This window comes from Chloroflexota bacterium, assembly GCA_018648225.1.
In the GTDB taxonomy this organism is placed as follows: Bacteria; Chloroflexota; Anaerolineae; order Anaerolineales; family UBA11858; genus NIOZ-UU35.
In genome coordinates this window covers 1-16,700 of sequence record JABGRQ010000185.1, presented here as the reverse complement: position 1 = coordinate 16,700, position 16,700 = coordinate 1, and the positions used below count along the sequence as shown (strand labels likewise).

The following is a 16,700-nucleotide window of genomic DNA, read 5'->3' as shown; positions in this document are numbered from 1 at the left end:
CGCAAGCGACTCTCCACAGCCATGCGAATCACAGAGTAGTATTTCACGATATCGCTTTCAGATTGTGGTGTTTTTTTCGGCGCCAATAGCACGGGCCTGAGAATTTTTTTCTCCACTTCGTAAGCCACATTACGCAAATCATCGCCCAAATAATGACCGGGGATTACTTCTCGCAAATCCGGATTCGCGCCAAAAACCCACCCGCCGTATGCCATTGGAATTTTATATTTATCCAGAGTTTGGGCAACATCCAACAACTCGGAAGCAGCAACAAGGCGATGGGCGGTCAACACGGTTAGCGCAGGTTGTACGGATGCAATCATCTCACCCAAATTAGCAATGGGGACATTGGCGCCTAAATAAACCACCCCCCAACCGCGATTACGTAACAATAAAGACATCATCAGCGCGGGCAGCACATGCTCCTCATTGGGCGTGCAGCTCACAACCACAGTTTCAGGATGAAGTTGCGGCGGAGCGGCAGAAAGCAGAGCGTCAATGCGCCGCTGCACCAGACCAGATGCAAAATGCTCCTGTTGAACAGTCGCTTCGCCGCGATACCAGGCCTGACCAATCTCAGAAAGACCTGCAAAGAAAATATCAAAACAAACAACTTCAGCCGGAAATAAAGCAAAGGCATACGCCACAACCTGCTCGGCGCGGCTCTCATCGAAATTAAGGCAGGCCGCAACCCAGGCTGAACGCAAGTCGTCAATTTGCGCCTCTGTGGGCAGTTCAACACCCGCCAATTTGGGGGGCAGAGAAGTTGCCTTTGTGGTGTCTTCCAAAGGATCGCTCCCCTGCTCCATGAGTGTTTGCCATAATTTGACAGCTTTGCTGATGCTCATACCCTCGTCCTGGCGCGCCAGCAGCCAGCGGAGCGTATCAATATCGCGCTGTGAATACAAGCGATGCCGGCCTTCTGTCCGAGCTGGATTCGGCAAGCCATAACGTCGTTCCCAGGCACGCAATGTATCTGGATGAATACCAGTTTCCTGAGTAACAACACCGAGATTAAAAGAGGGGGTTTCGTTTATTCTTGTCATCGGACTATCATCCTGTCGAAAACACTTTAATCATCGTGATTGAATAATATTAACATGCGTCATCCTATTTGTCAATATATTGCCAATATTTTGACAATTTATTATTGACGTCATGGAAGATGGTTGGTATTATCGTCCTGTAGGCAAAGATTTTGTCCATATATTCAAGGAGAAAATATGTTTCTTTCCACGTTCGTTATCGCCGGGTTGCTTATTCTTGGAATGATGGTCGCCCTCTGGCTGCTCAGTCTGGTATTGAAAGATTCCAGCATTGTCGATATATTTTGGGGAACCGGCTTCACCATCACCGCCTGGGCCTATTTCGCTCTCACACCGGAGGGCTTTGCCACCCGTAAACTACTGGCCGTTGTGCTGGTTACGGTGTGGGGATTGCGTCTCTCTTTGCACATCTTGATGCGAAACCGGGGACATGGGGAAGATTTCCGCTATCAGGCCTGGCGCGGCGAGGCGGGGCGTAAATGGTGGTGGTTCAGTTTCTTCAAGGTATTCCTGCTCCAAGGGGTGTTGATGTGGGTTATCTCCGCGCCGCTGCTCGGGGCGATGATCTCCCCAATGCCAAATAGAATCACCATCGTTGACGCGCTGGGCTGCCTGCTGTGGAGTGTGGGGTTCTTCTTTGAAGCAGTCGGCGATTGGCAGTTGGCACGCTTCAAGGCCAATCCAGCCAACAAAGGAAAATTGCTCACTTCCGGGGTGTGGCGCTATACCCGGCATCCCAACTATTTCGGTGATGCAGCCCAATGGTGGGGATTCTACCTTTTAGCCGTCACATCCCTCCCCGGCGCGCTGACCATTTTTAGCCCCATCCTGATGACATTTTTACTGGTAAAAGTTTCAGGAGTCGCCATGCTCGAAAAATCACTCAAATCTGCCAAGACCGATTACGACGAATATGCAGCACACACCAACGCCTTCATCCCTTGGTTACCAAAAAGTCCACGGATGAACACAGATAGACCCAGATAGAATATCTAGAAATCTGTGTTCATCAGCGATTATCTGTGGTTCAGATAATCGCTGTGAACTCTGTGACGAATGTGGTTTAATCGCCACATGACTCACATCGAAAAAATCGCCAAAACCCTGAAAATCAAAACCGGGCAGGTCGCTAACACAGTTGAACTGCTCGATGCCGGAAATACCGTTCCCTTCATTTCGCGCTACCGCAAAGAGGCCACCGGCGGCCTGGATGAGGAACAAATTCGCCAGATTGAAGAACAACTCAAAACCCTGCGCGCCCTCGACGAGCGCCGCAAAACCGTACTCAAGACCATCACCGAGCAAGAACAACTCACCCCAGAACTGGAAAACCAGATCAACGCTGTTGAAACACGCGCCGAACTGGAAGACATCTACCGACCGTATAAACCCAAACGGCAGACACGCGCCAGCATTGCCCGAAAAAAGGGACTTGGCAAATTAGCCGATTTCATTTTGCAGCAACCCCAGGGCAAGCAACCGCCCGAAGAAATTGCGGCGGCCTTCCGCAATGCGGAAGTACCAGATGAAGAAACAGCCCTGGCCGGGGCACGCGATATCGTCGCCGAACAGATCAGCGACCATGCGGCGATCCGCAAAACTACGCGCCAGAAAGCGTTGGAATGGGGACAGCAATTTACCCAGAAAGCCGCCGATGCTGATGATCCGCGCGGCACCTACAAAGACTATTATGAATTCGAACTCAATGTAGATCGCCTGCGCCCGCACCAGGTTCTGGCAATCAATCGCGCCGAAAAAGAAAATGTACTGCGCGTGAATATCGACATCCCCGAACGCGACTGGCGGCGCGCCATAGACGACCACTTTCACCCGCGGCTGAGTTCGCCATTCGCCAGAGAATTGACGTTCGCCATCGAAGACGCCGCCAAGCGTCTGCTCTTGCCCGCCATCGAGCGCGATGTGCGCCGCACACTCAGCGAGACCGCCGAAACGCACGCTATCCATATCTTTGCTCAAAACCTGCGCAATCTGCTCAGCCAACCGCCCCTCACCGGGCATGTTGTCATGGGTATTGACCCCGGCTTTCGCACCGGCTGCAAAGTTGCCATCGTAGACCCCACCGGCAAACCCCTGGATACAGCCACGATCTACCCCCACGCGCCGCAAAACAAGACTCAGAAGGCCCTCGAGGCACTCAATCAACTCATCGAGCGGCACGCTGTCACCCTAATCACCATTGGCAATGGCACCGCCTCGCGTGAAACCGAACAGCTTGTGGCCGATTTAATCCAGCAAACGCAAGCAAATTTGCAGTATCTCATCGTCAACGAAGCAGGCGCATCGGTCTATTCTGCCTCTCCGCTGGCCCGCGCCGAACTGCCCGATATGGATGTCTCGATGCGCGGCGCGGTTTCGATTGCGCGGCGGGTGCAAGACCCGTTGGCCGAGTTGGTCAAAATTGACCCCAAATCAATTGGCGTGGGCATGTATCAGCACGATGTAGATCAAAAACAACTCGCCGAAACCCTGCAAATCGTGGTCGAGAGCGTAGTCAATCGCGTCGGGGTGGATGCCAATACGGCCTCTCCGGCGCTGCTCGGTCACGTCTCTGGCATTGGTCCCAAGCTGGCTACACGCATCGTCGAGTATCGCAACGAGAATGGCCCGTTTTACAGCCGCCAGGAATTGCAAAAAGTCTCCGGGATGGGCGCCAAAACCTTTGAGCAGGCTGCCGGTTTTTTGCGGATTAATGGCGGGAAAAATCCGTTGGACGCCTCGGCGATTCACCCGGAGAGTTATCCTGTCGCCGAAGCAGTTGTGCGGGACGCGGCCCTCGAGTTGAGCGCTCCCCCCGAGGCGCGCGCCACAACCCTGAGCGCGTACCGCCAACGCGTCCCCCTCGAGGAGCTCGCCGCTCAACTGGGCGTCGGCCTCCCCACCCTGGAAGACATCTTCGAGCAACTCATCCGCCCGGGACGCGACCCGCGTGAAGATCTGTCCAAGCCGATTCTGCGCAGCGATGTGCTCAAAATGGATGATTTGGTCACCGGCATGAGTATGAAAGGCACCGTGCGCAATGTGGTCGATTTCGGCGCCTTCGTAGATATTGGCGTCAAACAAGACGGCCTGCTGCACCGCAGCCAAATCCCACGCAATCAATCACTCAGTGTTGGCGATGTGATTCAGGTTGAGATTTTGAAAGTCGAAATTGAACGGGGGCGCATCAGTTTGGGTTGGGCGTAATTTTTATAGATCTCTGAGATTTTATTTGCGTTCTTCTAACATGGTTGGCCTAGAATAGCATCATATCTAAAAATTCTTGTGACTGCTCAGCCTCGAACAGAAAGAGACCGGAGAAGCCAAAAAGCGTAAGATCGACGTCAAAGTTGGCTAGGTAAGCGAATCGAAAAAAACTGCGGGGTGGTTTATAATCAGCCCTGCACTCCGAGGGCGGGCGCGATGCTCGTCCTTTTTGCGCTCAAAATTTACCCGAAGTTTTAACGCAAAGCCGCGAAGGAGCCAAGTCGCCAAGAATTTTTATTTTTCCCTTTGCGTCTCCGCAACATTGCGCCTTCACGTCGAATCTGATTTTGTTGTCGCTGGAAAGCATCTTATGGACTATAAAGACTATTACAAAACCCTGGGCGTTGAACGCAGCGCTTCGCAAGCCGAGATCAAAAAGGCTTTTCGCAAACTGGCGCGCAAGTATCACCCCGATATGAACAAGGACGATGCCAGCGCGGAGGAAAAGTTCAAAGAGATCAACGAAGCCAACGAAGTACTCTCCGATGCCGATAAACGCCAAAAATACGATCAGTTCGGCTCGCATTGGCAGCAGTATTCACGCGCCGGAGGTCAACCGGAAGACTTTAACTGGGATGCGTGGCGCACGGCGGGGGGACAGCAAGCCCGACAGGTATCGCAAGAAGACTTGCAGAGAATTTTCGGCAACATGGGTGGCGTAGGCGGCTCTGGCGGTTTTTCCGATTTCTTCGAAGTGCTCTTCGGTGGCCTGGGTGGACGCAGTGGCGGAGTCGACTTTGGGCGGCAACGAGTACGCCAGTCCAGCCGCGGCCAGGATGCCGAACACACTGTCGAAATTACACTTGAAGAGGCGTACCACGGCACCCAGCGCACCCTGCAATGGGAAGATGGACGAAAAATCGAAGCCAGCATCCCGCCGGGAGTTAAAACCGGCTCGAAGATTCGTCTGCGCGGACAGGGTCAACGCAGTGCAATGGGCGGCCAGGCTGGCGATCTGTTCCTAAAAATCAAGGTAATCTCGCATCCGCTTTTCATGCGCGATGGCGATCATATTCGCACCACTGTCCCGGTGGGCTTGTATGATGCACTCCTGGGTGGCGAAGTTGAAATCACCGCGATTGACCGGCGCGTAAAACTTACTATTCCGGCTGAAACTGAAAACGGCAAAATATTCCGTTTGCGCGGCCTGGGGATGCCAAATATTAAAAACTCTAAAGATGTTGGCGATTTATTGGCACAAGTCAATATACTCTTACCTAAGAATTTAACATCAAAAGAGAAGGATTTGTTTCTGCAACTCAAAAAAATGCGTGTATAATAAGCGTCACCGATAGCCTAACCCTTTTTATGTATCAAACAAAAGGCAAGTACTTTTGTACAGCCGCGAAGCAAAACCTGAAGCGGATGTATTTGGGGGATTTTCCCAAGTGCGTCTGCTTTTTTGATCCTCTAACAAGAGTTACCCGTAAGGAGTAGTAGAACGATGAGCACCAAGCGCAAATTCCCCAAAAGCATTACCCGCATGGATTATAAAAAAGCTATCGGGTGGTATGTACGCATCAAATTCCAGGGGGTTGAACACCGCAAGTTCTTTTCCGATAGCGCCTGGGGCGGCTATGATGAGGCCCTTGAATCGGCGATTGAATGGCGCGATGAAAAAGAATTGGAACTCGGCAAACCGCGCACCGAGCGCAGAATACAATCGAACCCCAATAATGCACTCGGCGTTACTGGCATTCAGAGAATTTGGCGAAAGACCGGCGCAACCTACCCAGATGGCAGTCTCAAACCCAATTACACCGAAGTGTATTACGTGACATGGTGTCCGAATACGAAAGAGCGTAAAGCCACTACTATTTCGATCCAAAAATATGGCGAAAAAGAAGCCTGGCGCAAAGCCGTTGCGCTACGCCGCAGAAAAGAGATCGAACTATACGGTGGGGTTATCGCTTCGTGAGTTTCGATCTGCTCCAGGCTGCCGCATACGGCGGCGAAGATTGGTCATCCCGCACACGGAGCCACGCAGAAGAAATTGGCTCCGTGTGGCGCGCTTGCGGCATTGACAGCGAATGGGCGCGCCTCAAGGCTGTGCTGCTTCACGAGCCGAGCGCGGAATGGGAACAGATCAATGATCCCAATCTGGTACAGATGCTCCACCAGCCCAATCTAAACCTGGCGCGCCAGCAGCATCGCGCCATCGCTCACGCGTATCGCTCAGCGGGAGTTGAGGTGGAGTACGTTGCGCCAAACGAAATTCCTTCGCCCAACCTGATCTTTTGCGCGGATTTATTTTTCATGACCCCGGAGGGCGCCATTCTGGCGCGACCAGCCTCCACGGTGAGGGCCGGTGAGGAGCGCTGGATCGCACGTCGTTTAGCTGATTTGGGTATCCCAATTGTGCGCACCTTGAACGGAAATGCTACCTTTGAAGGGGCCGATGCTCTGTGGCTGAATCCGGAGAGGGTGCTGTTGGGGCACGGCCTGCGCACGAATGCGGCGGGAATCGAACAGGTGGCTGACGTGCTGCAAACGATGGGGGTGCGCACCATCCCGGTGGAACTGCCTTATGGCGGCATGCACCTGATGGGCCAACTGCGCTTTGTGGATGAGAATCTGGCGATTGCCTGGCCATATCGGGTTTCATACCCCACAGTAGCGGCGCTGCGCGCCCACGGCTTCGAGGTGGTATTCATCCCCGATGAAACAGAAGCCACCCAGGGCCACGCGCTGAATATCGTCACACTGGGACGGCGCGAAATCCTCATGCCAGCGGGCAACCCGATTACACAGGCGTTTTTTGAATCCCACAATATCATTTGCCATACCATTGAGATCACCGAACTCATCAAGGCAGCCGGGGGCATCGGCTGCTTAACGGGTATATTGGCGCGCGAGCGCAGCGAGCGCATCGGTTGACATGCATTCGGGAATCAAGTAAGCTCTATCCATGGTCACCAATCGAATGACACTCGTGCGAGATCGACTATCGGATGCGATATTTGCGGTTCCCGTACGCATCAAAATCACCGGAATTATGGTGTTGCCCATCTTGATCTTGGGCTTCGCGCTCAATTATTGGGTGCGCACTGGCCTTTCGGACTGGCTTTCATATTTAATTTCAGATGACCGCGTGTATATTGCCATGCAAGCGGGGAGCCGTAGTGTTATTTTTGTTACCGCTCTGGCCGCGATTGCTTCGGTACTCCTAACAGCACTTTTAATGCTGAGTCTGACCAAGCCCCTGCTGGAATTACGCCAGGCGGCTCAACGCGTGGCGGAAGGCGATATTGAATCGCGTGCCCGCGTTTGGGTTCCCGATGAAATCGGCGAGGTGGCTACTGCCGTCAATAGTATGATTGACCGCATGGTAAGCAGCCAGCAACAATTGCAGCGCTCAAACCGACGCTTCCAGGCTATCAACCGTGTAGCTATGGCAGCCAGCCGCGCGCTTGATCTGCAAAATGTGCTCGATGTTTCGCTGCATACAACCCTTGAGGTGATGGGCTTTGAAAGCGGGTGGATCTTTCTCAAAGACGCCGACGATCCGGATAATCACAAGTTGCGCCTGGCAAGTTCAGTGGCTGTACCCCAAACATTTAAACAAACCCTGATCGAAAACTCCGATCAGATTTGTTCGCATGCCCAAAAAAGCCTGCAATCCAATGGGGACGTGGCAGCATCCATGCACATTTGCGAACAGATCAAACGCCCAAGCGATGGCAACATCTATCATCTGCTGATTCCGATTGCCGCCCGCGGCCAGCGCTTTGGACTGGTCAATATTATTTGCCCGGAAGACAGTAAACCCAGCAGTAATGATATGGATACGTTCAGCACGATTGGCTCACAAATCTCGGAATTTGTCGCCAACGCCTGGTTACACACAACACTTAAAGAGAAAGAATCGGCCCGTCAGGCGTTGTTAACGGCCCTGGTCAGCGCACAGGAAAATGAACGCGCCCGTCTCTCGAGAGAATTGCATGATGGCGCAGGCCAAAGCCTGACCAGCTTACTTATCCGCCTGAAAACGCTCGAAAAAACAGCCGCGGCTGAAGGACTGCGAAACAACGTCAGCGATTTATGCCAGTCCGCATCCGAAACGATCGAACAAATTCGCGGCATCTCTCACCGATTGCGCCCGGCGGCGCTGGAAGAATTTGGCCTGGAAGTTGCCCTACGCACACTCAGCGAAGAGATGCTCAGCGAGGCTGGCATTGTCTGTAAGTACGAAATTGATCTGCATAGCCAACGCCTGCCCTTTGAAATCGAGACCAATTTATACCGCATTGCCCAGGAAAGTTTAACGAATATCGTGCGCCACGCGGAGGCAAGCCGGGTAAAAATCCAAATCGATGTATCACCAACGGCCGTCAACCTGATGATCGAAGATAACGGCAAAGGTTTTTCGGTCGATAATTTCAGTAACAATACCACCAGTCGCCGCTTAGGTTTGATTAGCATTCAGGAACGCAGCGATATGATTTCAGGAACGCTGATCGTAAAATCCGCACCCGGAGCCGGGACATTGCTGCATGTGCGAGTTCCGCTCGAAATGGAAACCAACTAAAAATATGCAGCCCATTCGTTTATTGCTTGTGGATGACCATAAAATATTGCGGGGCGGATTGCGGGCCTTGATCGAAAGCGAAGACGATATGATCGTGGTCGCTGAAGCGGGTACAGCCCGTGAGGGAATTCGCCAGGCAACCGAATCGCAACCCGATATTATCATTATGGATTTAGGCCTACCCGATGGCAGCGGACTGGATGCCATCCGCAAGATTCGGCGGCTGGATTTACCCGTTCATATAATTGTATTGTCCATGCATTCCGGTCAAGAATTGGTACTGGAAGCGGTTCAGGCGGGCTGCGATGGATATGTCCCCAAATCGACGGCGCACACGGATCTGCTGCAAGCCATCCGCAGTGTCTATCAGGGCAAACGCTATCTGCACCCTGATGCTGCGACAGTCGTTATCGACAAACTACTCGAACAGCAAACCAATTCCCAATTACTCGAAAATCTCTCGGAGCGCGAACAAGCCGTGCTGCGCTGGTGTGCTATGGGGTATACCAGCCGCGAAATTGGCGAACGCCTGTCACTCAGTCCGAAAACAGTTGACACCTATCGCGCCCGCGCTATGGAGAAACTTGATCTGGAACATCGTTCGCAAATTGTGCAGTTTGCCCTCAAAGCTGGGCTGCTCGACAAAACTGATTCGTAGGCATAAAGATAGTATGAGGAGTTCTTAGTGGTAGAAAAAGGCCGAAAACTCATCACTCGCCGAGAGTTTATTCGTATCGCCGGAATTACAGCAACATCGCTGGCTGCCAACACGCTCCCGGCGGCCAGCCCGACAAAAAACACCGCACCACCTTCCCAGCAGCTACTCAGCTCCACGGGAAAAGCGCCGCGCCCCTGGTGGGTTAAATCCGTTGAGAAACCGACCGTCGAAATCGATTGGGATCAGCTTCAGCGCTTCGACTCGCGCAAAACTATGCGCAGTTCCGGATTCGCCGCGTTCATTGGGCAAGACGAATACGATCATCTGCTGCGGGTTGCTGAAGAAAGCGAGAAACAACGCATCATCAACCATACCCCTGGTTACACCCTCAAAGACCAGGCGCTCAACGCGGCCCAGGGTCTCGGGGCACGCGGAGCGCGTTCTTTCCTCGGCCCGCAAAATGCGCAGACACCCCATGAACGCGGTGTGGCACCCTGGAGCGGATCACCCGAAGAAGCCTCCCGCATGTTGCGGGTTGCCATGCGTCATTTTGGCGCTGCCACCATCGGTTTTGTTGAACTCAACGAACAAACACGCAAGCTAATCTACACTCACGACCCCGACGGTAAAGAACTTGTTTTTCAGGATACCGATCAGGCCTCCGAAACAGCCACCCGGCGCATTATTCCCAACAAGGCTAAATGGGCAATTGTCTATACGGTACAGATGTCTATTGAGACCGTCAAGCGCGCGCCCACCGCAATTGCCGAGCAAACCACACTTTTATCGTATAGCCGCGGCCGGGATATTCAAGAGAAAACGCAAGAATTTTTGCGCGGATTAGGATACCAATGCCTGGGGGAGGCCACCAGCAATGCGCTGGCCATCGCCCCGGCTCTGGGGGTGATGGCCGGTCTCGGAGAGTTGTCGCGCCTCAACAGGATGATTACGCCCGAATTTGGCCCCATGGTGCGCATGTTCAAAATGATTACCGACCTCCCACTGGTTCCCGATCAACCCATTGATGCTGGCATTTTCGATTTTTGTAAATCCTGCAAAAAATGCGCCGAGGCCTGTCCCTCCAGCGCGCTCAGCCTGTCCGATGAGCCATCCTGGGAAACGGAAGGCCCCTGGTCTAATCCCGGACACAAAGCCTTTTTCGAGAATTCGGTCAATTGCCGCACCTATATGACCGAAAAAGCAGGTACAAATTGCAGTATCTGTTTCGCGGTTTGCCCCTTCTCAAAGAAGAATAAAGTCTGGCTTCACAGCTGGATCAAAGCCGGGGTTGCCAAACTCCCTTTTCTAGATGGTTTCCTGCGCAGTATGGATGATGCTTTCAGCTATGGCGCGCAAAAAGACCCCGAACAATGGTGGTGGCAAAATTTGCCCGAATACGGTATCGACACCGAGCAAACCCTGCGCGAAGATTAGGAACCAAAAGAGGCATTCTCTCTGCGAAAGCGCTAGCCTGAGCAGTTAAGGGAAAACTCAAAATATGTCATTTAAGGTATTTTAAAGCTATGGATAATGACGATTATCGCCTCATCCGATTTATGCGCCGCCCCTGGTACGAGTGGGCGGCCTGGCTCCTGTGGGTATTTCTAGAAATATTATTTGCACAAGCCGCCATTGCCAGCAGCAAGGAATTTGAACCCCGCGCTGCGACACTCTTCTGGCTGATGTTCGGCGTATTGCTTCTAGGGGGTATCACCAGCTACATTATCCGGCGGGATCGTCTCTTATAACACATTATCCCTGATATTCTGGGAATCAAACGGGCTGCAACCTATGAGTTGCAGCCCGTTTGATTCTCAAGCAGACACCTGTCAGGAAAAACCCTACAAAGGTGAGGAGATTTCCCGCTACAACCAGCAATCCGCTTTTGCTATGATGGTGTTACTGAAATATGCTAGCAAAGTCCTGAAATGAGGAAGGTGCAATGAAGAATTTTATCCAGAAAATCCGGCTTTTTTTCTACCCCAGCCTGGAAGCAAGCCGCTGGGCGAAAACTGCACCCTTTCTGGTGCTGGCTTTGATTTTTGTGTTGACAATCTTCATCGGCACATATACCTGGGAGTACACCAACTCGCCTGAGTTTTGTGGCAGCGCCTGTCATGGTGTCCACCCATCTGAAAATCTCTCTTATTTGAACTCGCCCCACGCCGAGGTCAAATGCGTAGAATGTCACCTCGGGCGCGCACCGATTGGCAGCCAGATTGGGCGCAAAATCGGCGAAGTTCGGCATGTCACCGCCTCCCTTTTCAAGAACTACGAATATCCCTTGGTATCCCACACCTTGCGCCCGGCAGAAGAAGTTTGCGAAGAATGCCATAACGTAAAAAAGTTTTCTGATGCAACTCACAAGGTAATCGCCACCTATGACATCGACCCCGAAAACTCGCTGTATCGCACGTTTCTGGTGCTCAACACCGGCGGTGGCGACAGCAATCAGGGAATTCACTGGCATATCAATAACACAGTGCTGTATGCCCCCACAGATGAATCGGAACAAGAAATCCCATTTGTGCGCGTGGTCAACAAGGAAGGCACTGCCACCGATTATGTCGATATCGCCTCTGGGTTTGATCCCTACTCGGTAAATGAAGAAGAACTGCAGAAGATGGACTGCATCACCTGCCATAACCGCGTTACACACAATATTTTACAGCCCGAAACAGCCATCGATCAGGCTCTGCAACACGGCGTGATTTCCACCAAGCTGCCCGAAATCAAACGCGTGGCGGTTGAAGCCTTGCGCGCAGAATATGACTCGCCTGAAAAAGCGATGCTGAGCATCGCCAATATCAAGTTGTTTTATCAAGAAAACTATCCGGATGTCTACGACGTCGCCTGGGAAGAACTGGATGCCACTGTTCAGATCATCAAAGACATCTACACGAGCAGCATCTTCCCTGAACAAAAAATGGACTGGGATACACACCCCAACAATCTGGGACACAACACCGACCCGGGTTGTTTCCGTTGTCATGATGGCAATCACCTCACCAATGTGGGTGGTGGAATTCCGCTGGCATGCAGCCTGTGCCACGCGACCCCGGTGATGGCGGGACCAGAAACCACGCTGGTTCATTTGGATATCAACGAAGAGCCGCGCCCCACCACACACGCGGAACCGGGCTGGCTGACCCTGCACCAGATTGCATATTTCCCCGAAGACCCCGACGAAACTTGTTCAGGATGCCATGACACAACCAACTACGAAACGGCGGATGGCTCATCCTTCTGTGCGAACCCCGCCTGTCACGGGCGCGCCTGGGACGGGCTTGATTTCGCAGCCATGCTGGAAAACGAAAGTACGCTCTCGAAGATGGTCTTGCAACTACCGCATGTGCCTTATGGGATGAGCAATTTCGAAGCCTGGGGCGAGAATCTAAACATGATGGATGAAGTACACCGGATTCAAGAAGAAATGGTGTGTGCCGATTGTCACGATCCATTTCCGCCGTCAAATCCCCCAGCCAATGATGTGTGTATTTCCTGCCACGGTGAAACCGAGGAAGGTTTTGCAGAACTCACTTCGCGCTTTGAATCAGACCCTCACGATTGGCACTACGGCGAAGGCTATCCCTGCTATGGTTGTCACATGAACTATGGCCCCTATAAAGAATCATGCGCCCTGTGCCACGAGAATATTCCTTACGAACTCAAAGACGAGACTGCTGGCAACTAGCCGTTCTAACAATCAGGCCACGAAATATGACTGACACGCCTCCACCATCGAACGAAGAACTACGCGCCGAGCGCAAACAGCGCCGCATGAAGTTCTGGTCGCATATCGAGGAATTGCGCGCCCACTTGTTGCGCATGGTAATTGCCCTAGTTCTAGGGACGGCGGTCAGTCTGGCTTTCGTCAACCGCTTGCTTGAGTTTTTGCTGCTCCCGATGGGTGATATTCGCCCGGTTTCGCTGCACCCCACCGAATCAATCGTTGTGTACTTCCGTCTGGCCTTGATGCTGGGTGTTGTCATCGCCTTGCCAGTTATTCTATATCAATTATTATCCTTCATCGTTCCGGGGTTGACCAAGAAAGAGCGCCGTATGCTAATTACATCGGTGCTGGGAATTGGTTTCTTCTTTGCTCTGGGTGTAACTTTTGCTGGTGGTTTGATGCTTCCGTTGGCGCTCAATTATCTACAAGGATTTATGAGCGATCTGGTACAACCCACCTATTCGATTGACGGCTATATCTCATTTGTGACCACAGTAATGTTGAGCAGCGGCACTGTCTTTGAGACACCACTACTACTGGCGCTGCTGGCCCGATTAGGGTTGGTAACTTCTCGACAACTGTCAAAAGGCCGCCGTTTTGCATTGGTTGGCATTGCAGTTTTAGCCGCAGTGATAACGCCAACACCCGATGTTTTCAACATGATGCTGGTCATGGCTCCGTTGCTGGTTTTGTATGAACTGGGCATTGTGCTAGCCTGGTTTGCTGGCCGTGCCCGAAATAAAGCGCTCGTTGAAGCAGGAGTTGAAAGCATATGAGATTTTTCAATCTTGGCGCGGGTGAATTAATGTTGATCTTCTTGTTGGCTGTACTGGCTGTTGGCCCCAAAGAAACGGTGCGCCTGGCCGGAGAAGCCCGCGAGATTATTAAATCTATCCAAGGCGTATTTTCAGAAATGACGAGTGAGGTTACGCGCGCTACGACGAGCATCCTCGATGACTCGAAGAGCGATAACGACAAGTCATAATCGCCATTACCACGATCGCGAAAGGAGGCAGAATCAACCCAATTAATTGCAATCAACTTCCCCCCAGTGTCGCAGTTGGAAATTTTATAGACCGCTGATTGACACACCATGCAGTCCGAATTTTACCAATCAAAAAAACTTCAGTCCTGGTACTCCAAACCCCCGGATGGGTGGGGTAAAAGGCGAAGCCGGTGAACTTGATCTACAAGTAAGTCCGGCGCTGTCGCGCAACTGTAAGGTCAGCCGATAGCTGTAAGCCAAAAGCCATTAGCATTTTGCTAACCGCTGACGGCTACCAGTTTATCGCTAACCAAGCCAGGCCGCCCGCCAAGACTGATGTTTCCACAAGCCTCGCTGAAAGGACGGTGGGAACTCCTCGAAAAAAAGGAGAATGAAATGCCTGAAAGCCTGACCCGACGCGAGTTCATGAAAGAACTCGGCAAATTAGGTGCTGTTGCCAGCTTGGCTCCCATGGTAAATCTGGAAGAACAGGCATCTGACAAGGCTGTTGGGCTACAACGCCCCAGCTTCATTAAAACCCAAGACGAGCCGACCAGTGGTGTCGATTGGGCCAATGTTAATCGCTATGCAGAATTCAACACCGTGCGCCGCGGTTTCACCAAGTATGTGGGTGAAGATGAGGCCAACCGCCTCTCAGAATTGCGCGCAGCCAATTTGGATAAATGGCTCAAAGAAGGCAAAGATGGTTACACCCTGTTAGATCGCGCCATGCAAAGTGGCGCCGGTTCTGGTGGTGTACCCCGCAGTTTCATCGGACCACAAAAAGCCAAAACCCCTGAAGACCTGGGCGTGCCCAAGTGGGAAGGCTCTCCTGAAGAAGCTGCCATGGTTGTAACCGCTGCACTGCGTCACCTGGGTGCAGCCACAGTTGGTTTTGTGGAATTAGATACCAATACTACCGAAAAACTGATCTACTCGCACGACCCCGATGGCGTAGAATTACGCATCGAAGATGCCGAACAGCCCGAAGAAACCGAAGAATATCGCCTGATCCCCAAGAAAGCGCGCTGGGCTGTCGTCTACACCGTGCAGATGTCCGAAGAAACTATGACACGCTGCCCAACCCCGATTGGCTCGATGACTACATCGCTGACCTATCGTCGCTCCCAGAATATCCAGGAACGTTTGCAAGAGTTCTTGCGCGGCTTGGGTTATATGGGCATTGGCGAAGCCAGCACCAACGCCCTGGGCATTGCTCCGGCCTTTGGTGTCATGGCTGGTTTGGGTGAACTCTCCCGCCTCAACCGCCTGGTCACTCCCGAATACGGCCCGATGGTGCGCGTCTTCAAGCTGCTCACCGATCTCCCCCTGGCGCCGACCAAACCGATCAACGCCGGCATCTGGGATTTCTGCCATGACTGCCTGAAGTGCGCCGAGATGTGCCCGCCGAAGAACCTCAGTTTTGGCGATGCCACCTGGGAAGTGCGCGGCGGCTGGAATAATCCCGGTCACGAAGCGTTCTTCGAGAACTCGACCGCTTGCCGTTCCTACTGGAATCAAATTGGCACCAACTGTGGTATTTGCTTCACAGTCTGCCCCTTCTCCAGCAAGAACCTGGCATCCTTCCACCGCTTCCGCAATTCGGTTGCCGCCAAGACACGCATGTTCAATAAAGCATTCGTCAGCCTCGACGATTTGCTCTACTCCCCATACCGCGATCAACCGGAAACACCGCAAAAGAGCGCGGCCTCATGGTGGAAACAGAACTTGCCCGATTACGGCATTGATACCTACCAGACCGTTCGAGAAACCAGCTAGTATTTAGGAGGATGCAACCATGTTGTGGCTTATCTTAGGTTTAGTGCTTGGAGCCGGTGTGTACTGGCTTGTGACCACTGAAAAAGTGAAATTAACCTGGTACGAGTGGGTTTTGGCAGTTGTAGGTGTAATCTTGTTACTCTACGGCATCGAAAACTACTCTGCCTCTCAACTAGAGCTAGAGCCGCGTGCCGGTGGATTCCTGCTGCTGATTATCGGCTTGCCGGGATTGATTCTGGCGGCTTTGGCAGGCGTCTTGGCCTTCTTGCGAGCAAAAAAGGCGTAGCGTCTAAATAACCCCATCTTAATCTGGAGCCTGGGGGGGATGAGCTTTTAGCAAGGGCAATCATCCCCTCCAGACTAATTTGCAATTATACACGCGGAGCAAAATTATGCCATTCTACGAATATCGCTGCCTGGATTGTCGCGCGAATTTTGAATTGTTTCGCGGCATTAGCCAGCGTGATGATATAGCCACCTGCCCTGACTGTGCTGGAAATCATAGCTCGCGCATGGTATCCGTCCCGGTAATGTTCTCGCAGTCTACGGAGGGCGCCGCCCGCTCCATCGCTGGAGCCCCCTCCGGGTGTGGAAGTTGCTCGGCTACATCCTGCGGGACATGCAGTTCAAATTAATATCAAAACCTCATAAAGAAACCCATCATCCAAGCAGTAATTACCTGCATTCCTGGCTTCTTTATAGATTAG

At 52.4% G+C, this 16,700-nt stretch carries 16 protein-coding genes and 1 riboswitch; of the genes, 15 read left to right on the top strand and 1 reads right to left on the bottom strand.

Translation table 11 applies throughout. The features are described from left to right. Positions 1–1,046, bottom strand: a 1,046-nt coding sequence (locus tag HN413_16430) for a MerR family transcriptional regulator (protein ID MBT3391987.1), incomplete at its 3' end; no start/stop codon positions are given. A 225-nt stretch (positions 1,047–1,271) separates the two neighbouring features. On the opposite strand from HN413_16430, the gene HN413_16425 reads away from it, so the two are divergent. The 15 genes from HN413_16425 to HN413_16355 all read left to right on the top strand — a co-directional run bounded on the left by HN413_16425 (position 1,272) and on the right by HN413_16355 (position 16,628). Next, positions 1,272–2,033 (top strand): DUF1295 domain-containing protein, encoded by a 762-nt coding sequence (locus tag HN413_16425; GenBank protein MBT3391986.1) that lies wholly within the window; start codon positions 1,272–1,274, stop codon positions 2,031–2,033. Between the two features lie 87 nt (positions 2,034–2,120). Then, positions 2,121–4,250 (top strand): RNA-binding transcriptional accessory protein, encoded by a 2,130-nt coding sequence (locus tag HN413_16420; protein MBT3391985.1) that lies wholly within the window; start codon positions 2,121–2,123, stop codon positions 4,248–4,250. A 370-nt stretch (positions 4,251–4,620) separates the two neighbouring features. After that, on the top strand, positions 4,621–5,589 hold the full coding sequence (locus tag HN413_16415; protein MBT3391984.1) for a DnaJ domain-containing protein: 969 nt from the start codon (positions 4,621–4,623) through the stop codon (positions 5,587–5,589). Between the two features lie 165 nt (positions 5,590–5,754). Continuing rightward, positions 5,755–6,228, top strand: coding sequence for a hypothetical protein (locus HN413_16410; GenBank protein ID MBT3391983.1), 474 nt, complete (start codon positions 5,755–5,757; stop codon positions 6,226–6,228). Next, positions 6,225–7,187 carry an amidinotransferase gene (locus HN413_16405; protein ID MBT3391982.1) on the top strand — a complete coding sequence of 321 codons (963 nt, stop codon included), beginning with the start codon at positions 6,225–6,227 and terminating at the stop codon, positions 7,185–7,187. Before HN413_16410 ends, HN413_16405 begins: the two co-directional genes overlap by 4 nt. A 46-nt stretch (positions 7,188–7,233) precedes the next feature. Next, positions 7,234–8,838, top strand: a complete 1,605-nt coding sequence (locus HN413_16400) for a HAMP domain-containing protein (GenBank protein MBT3391981.1) — start codon at positions 7,234–7,236, stop codon at positions 8,836–8,838. 4 nt (positions 8,839–8,842) lie between these two features. Continuing rightward, positions 8,843–9,496 carry a response regulator transcription factor gene (locus tag HN413_16395; protein MBT3391980.1) on the top strand — a complete coding sequence of 218 codons (654 nt, stop codon included), beginning with the start codon at positions 8,843–8,845 and terminating at the stop codon, positions 9,494–9,496. 27 nt (positions 9,497–9,523) lie between these two features. Continuing rightward, entirely contained in the window at positions 9,524–10,930 is a 1,407-nt protein-coding gene (locus HN413_16390) for a reductive dehalogenase (protein ID MBT3391979.1), read from the top strand. 89 nt (positions 10,931–11,019) lie between these two features. After that, positions 11,020–11,244: a hypothetical protein gene (locus tag HN413_16385; protein MBT3391978.1), complete on the top strand. Its 225-nt coding sequence runs from the start codon at positions 11,020–11,022 to the stop codon at positions 11,242–11,244. A gap of 194 nt (positions 11,245–11,438) precedes the next feature. Next, complete coding sequence (locus HN413_16380; protein ID MBT3391977.1) at positions 11,439–13,190, top strand: hypothetical protein; 1,752 nt, start codon at positions 11,439–11,441, stop codon at positions 13,188–13,190. 26 nt (positions 13,191–13,216) lie between these two features. Then, positions 13,217–14,005: a twin-arginine translocase subunit TatC gene (gene tatC, locus HN413_16375; GenBank protein MBT3391976.1), complete on the top strand. Its 789-nt coding sequence runs from the start codon at positions 13,217–13,219 to the stop codon at positions 14,003–14,005. Then, positions 14,002–14,214, top strand: coding sequence for a twin-arginine translocase TatA/TatE family subunit (locus HN413_16370; GenBank protein ID MBT3391975.1), 213 nt, complete (start codon positions 14,002–14,004; stop codon positions 14,212–14,214). Before tatC ends, HN413_16370 begins: the two co-directional genes overlap by 4 nt. A gap of 130 nt (positions 14,215–14,344) precedes the next feature. After that, positions 14,345–14,561, top strand: a riboswitch (cobalamin riboswitch). 49 nt (positions 14,562–14,610) lie between these two features. Next, a complete protein-coding gene (locus tag HN413_16365) occupies positions 14,611–15,993 on the top strand; it encodes a reductive dehalogenase (GenBank protein MBT3391974.1) in 1,383 nt (460 codons plus the stop codon). Between the two features lie 22 nt (positions 15,994–16,015). Beyond that, positions 16,016–16,279: a dehalogenase gene (locus HN413_16360; GenBank protein ID MBT3391973.1), complete on the top strand. Its 264-nt coding sequence runs from the start codon at positions 16,016–16,018 to the stop codon at positions 16,277–16,279. A 106-nt stretch (positions 16,280–16,385) separates the two neighbouring features. Then, complete coding sequence (locus HN413_16355) at positions 16,386–16,628, top strand: zinc ribbon domain-containing protein (protein ID MBT3391972.1); 243 nt, start codon at positions 16,386–16,388, stop codon at positions 16,626–16,628. Positions 16,629–16,700 lie beyond the last annotated feature (72 nt).

Coding starts and splice junctions, on each gene's coding strand:
- HN413_16425 (MBT3391986.1), top strand. CDS start 1,272: ATGGTCGCCCTCTGGCTGCTCAGTCTGGTATTGAAAGATTCCAGCATT.
- HN413_16420 (MBT3391985.1), top strand. CDS start 2,121: ATGACTCACATCGAAAAAATCGCCAAAACCCTGAAAATCAAAACCGGG.
- HN413_16415 (MBT3391984.1), top strand. CDS start 4,621: ATGGACTATAAAGACTATTACAAAACCCTGGGCGTTGAACGCAGCGCT.
- HN413_16410 (MBT3391983.1), top strand. CDS start 5,755: ATGAGCACCAAGCGCAAATTCCCCAAAAGCATTACCCGCATGGATTAT.
- HN413_16400 (MBT3391981.1), top strand. CDS start 7,234: ATGACACTCGTGCGAGATCGACTATCGGATGCGATATTTGCGGTTCCC.
- HN413_16395 (MBT3391980.1), top strand. CDS start 8,843: ATGCAGCCCATTCGTTTATTGCTTGTGGATGACCATAAAATATTGCGG.
- HN413_16385 (MBT3391978.1), top strand. CDS start 11,020: ATGGATAATGACGATTATCGCCTCATCCGATTTATGCGCCGCCCCTGG.
- HN413_16380 (MBT3391977.1), top strand. CDS start 11,439: ATGAAGAATTTTATCCAGAAAATCCGGCTTTTTTTCTACCCCAGCCTG.
- tatC (MBT3391976.1), top strand. CDS start 13,217: ATGACTGACACGCCTCCACCATCGAACGAAGAACTACGCGCCGAGCGC.
- HN413_16370 (MBT3391975.1), top strand. CDS start 14,002: ATGAGATTTTTCAATCTTGGCGCGGGTGAATTAATGTTGATCTTCTTG.
- HN413_16365 (MBT3391974.1), top strand. CDS start 14,611: ATGCCTGAAAGCCTGACCCGACGCGAGTTCATGAAAGAACTCGGCAAA.
- HN413_16355 (MBT3391972.1), top strand. CDS start 16,386: ATGCCATTCTACGAATATCGCTGCCTGGATTGTCGCGCGAATTTTGAA.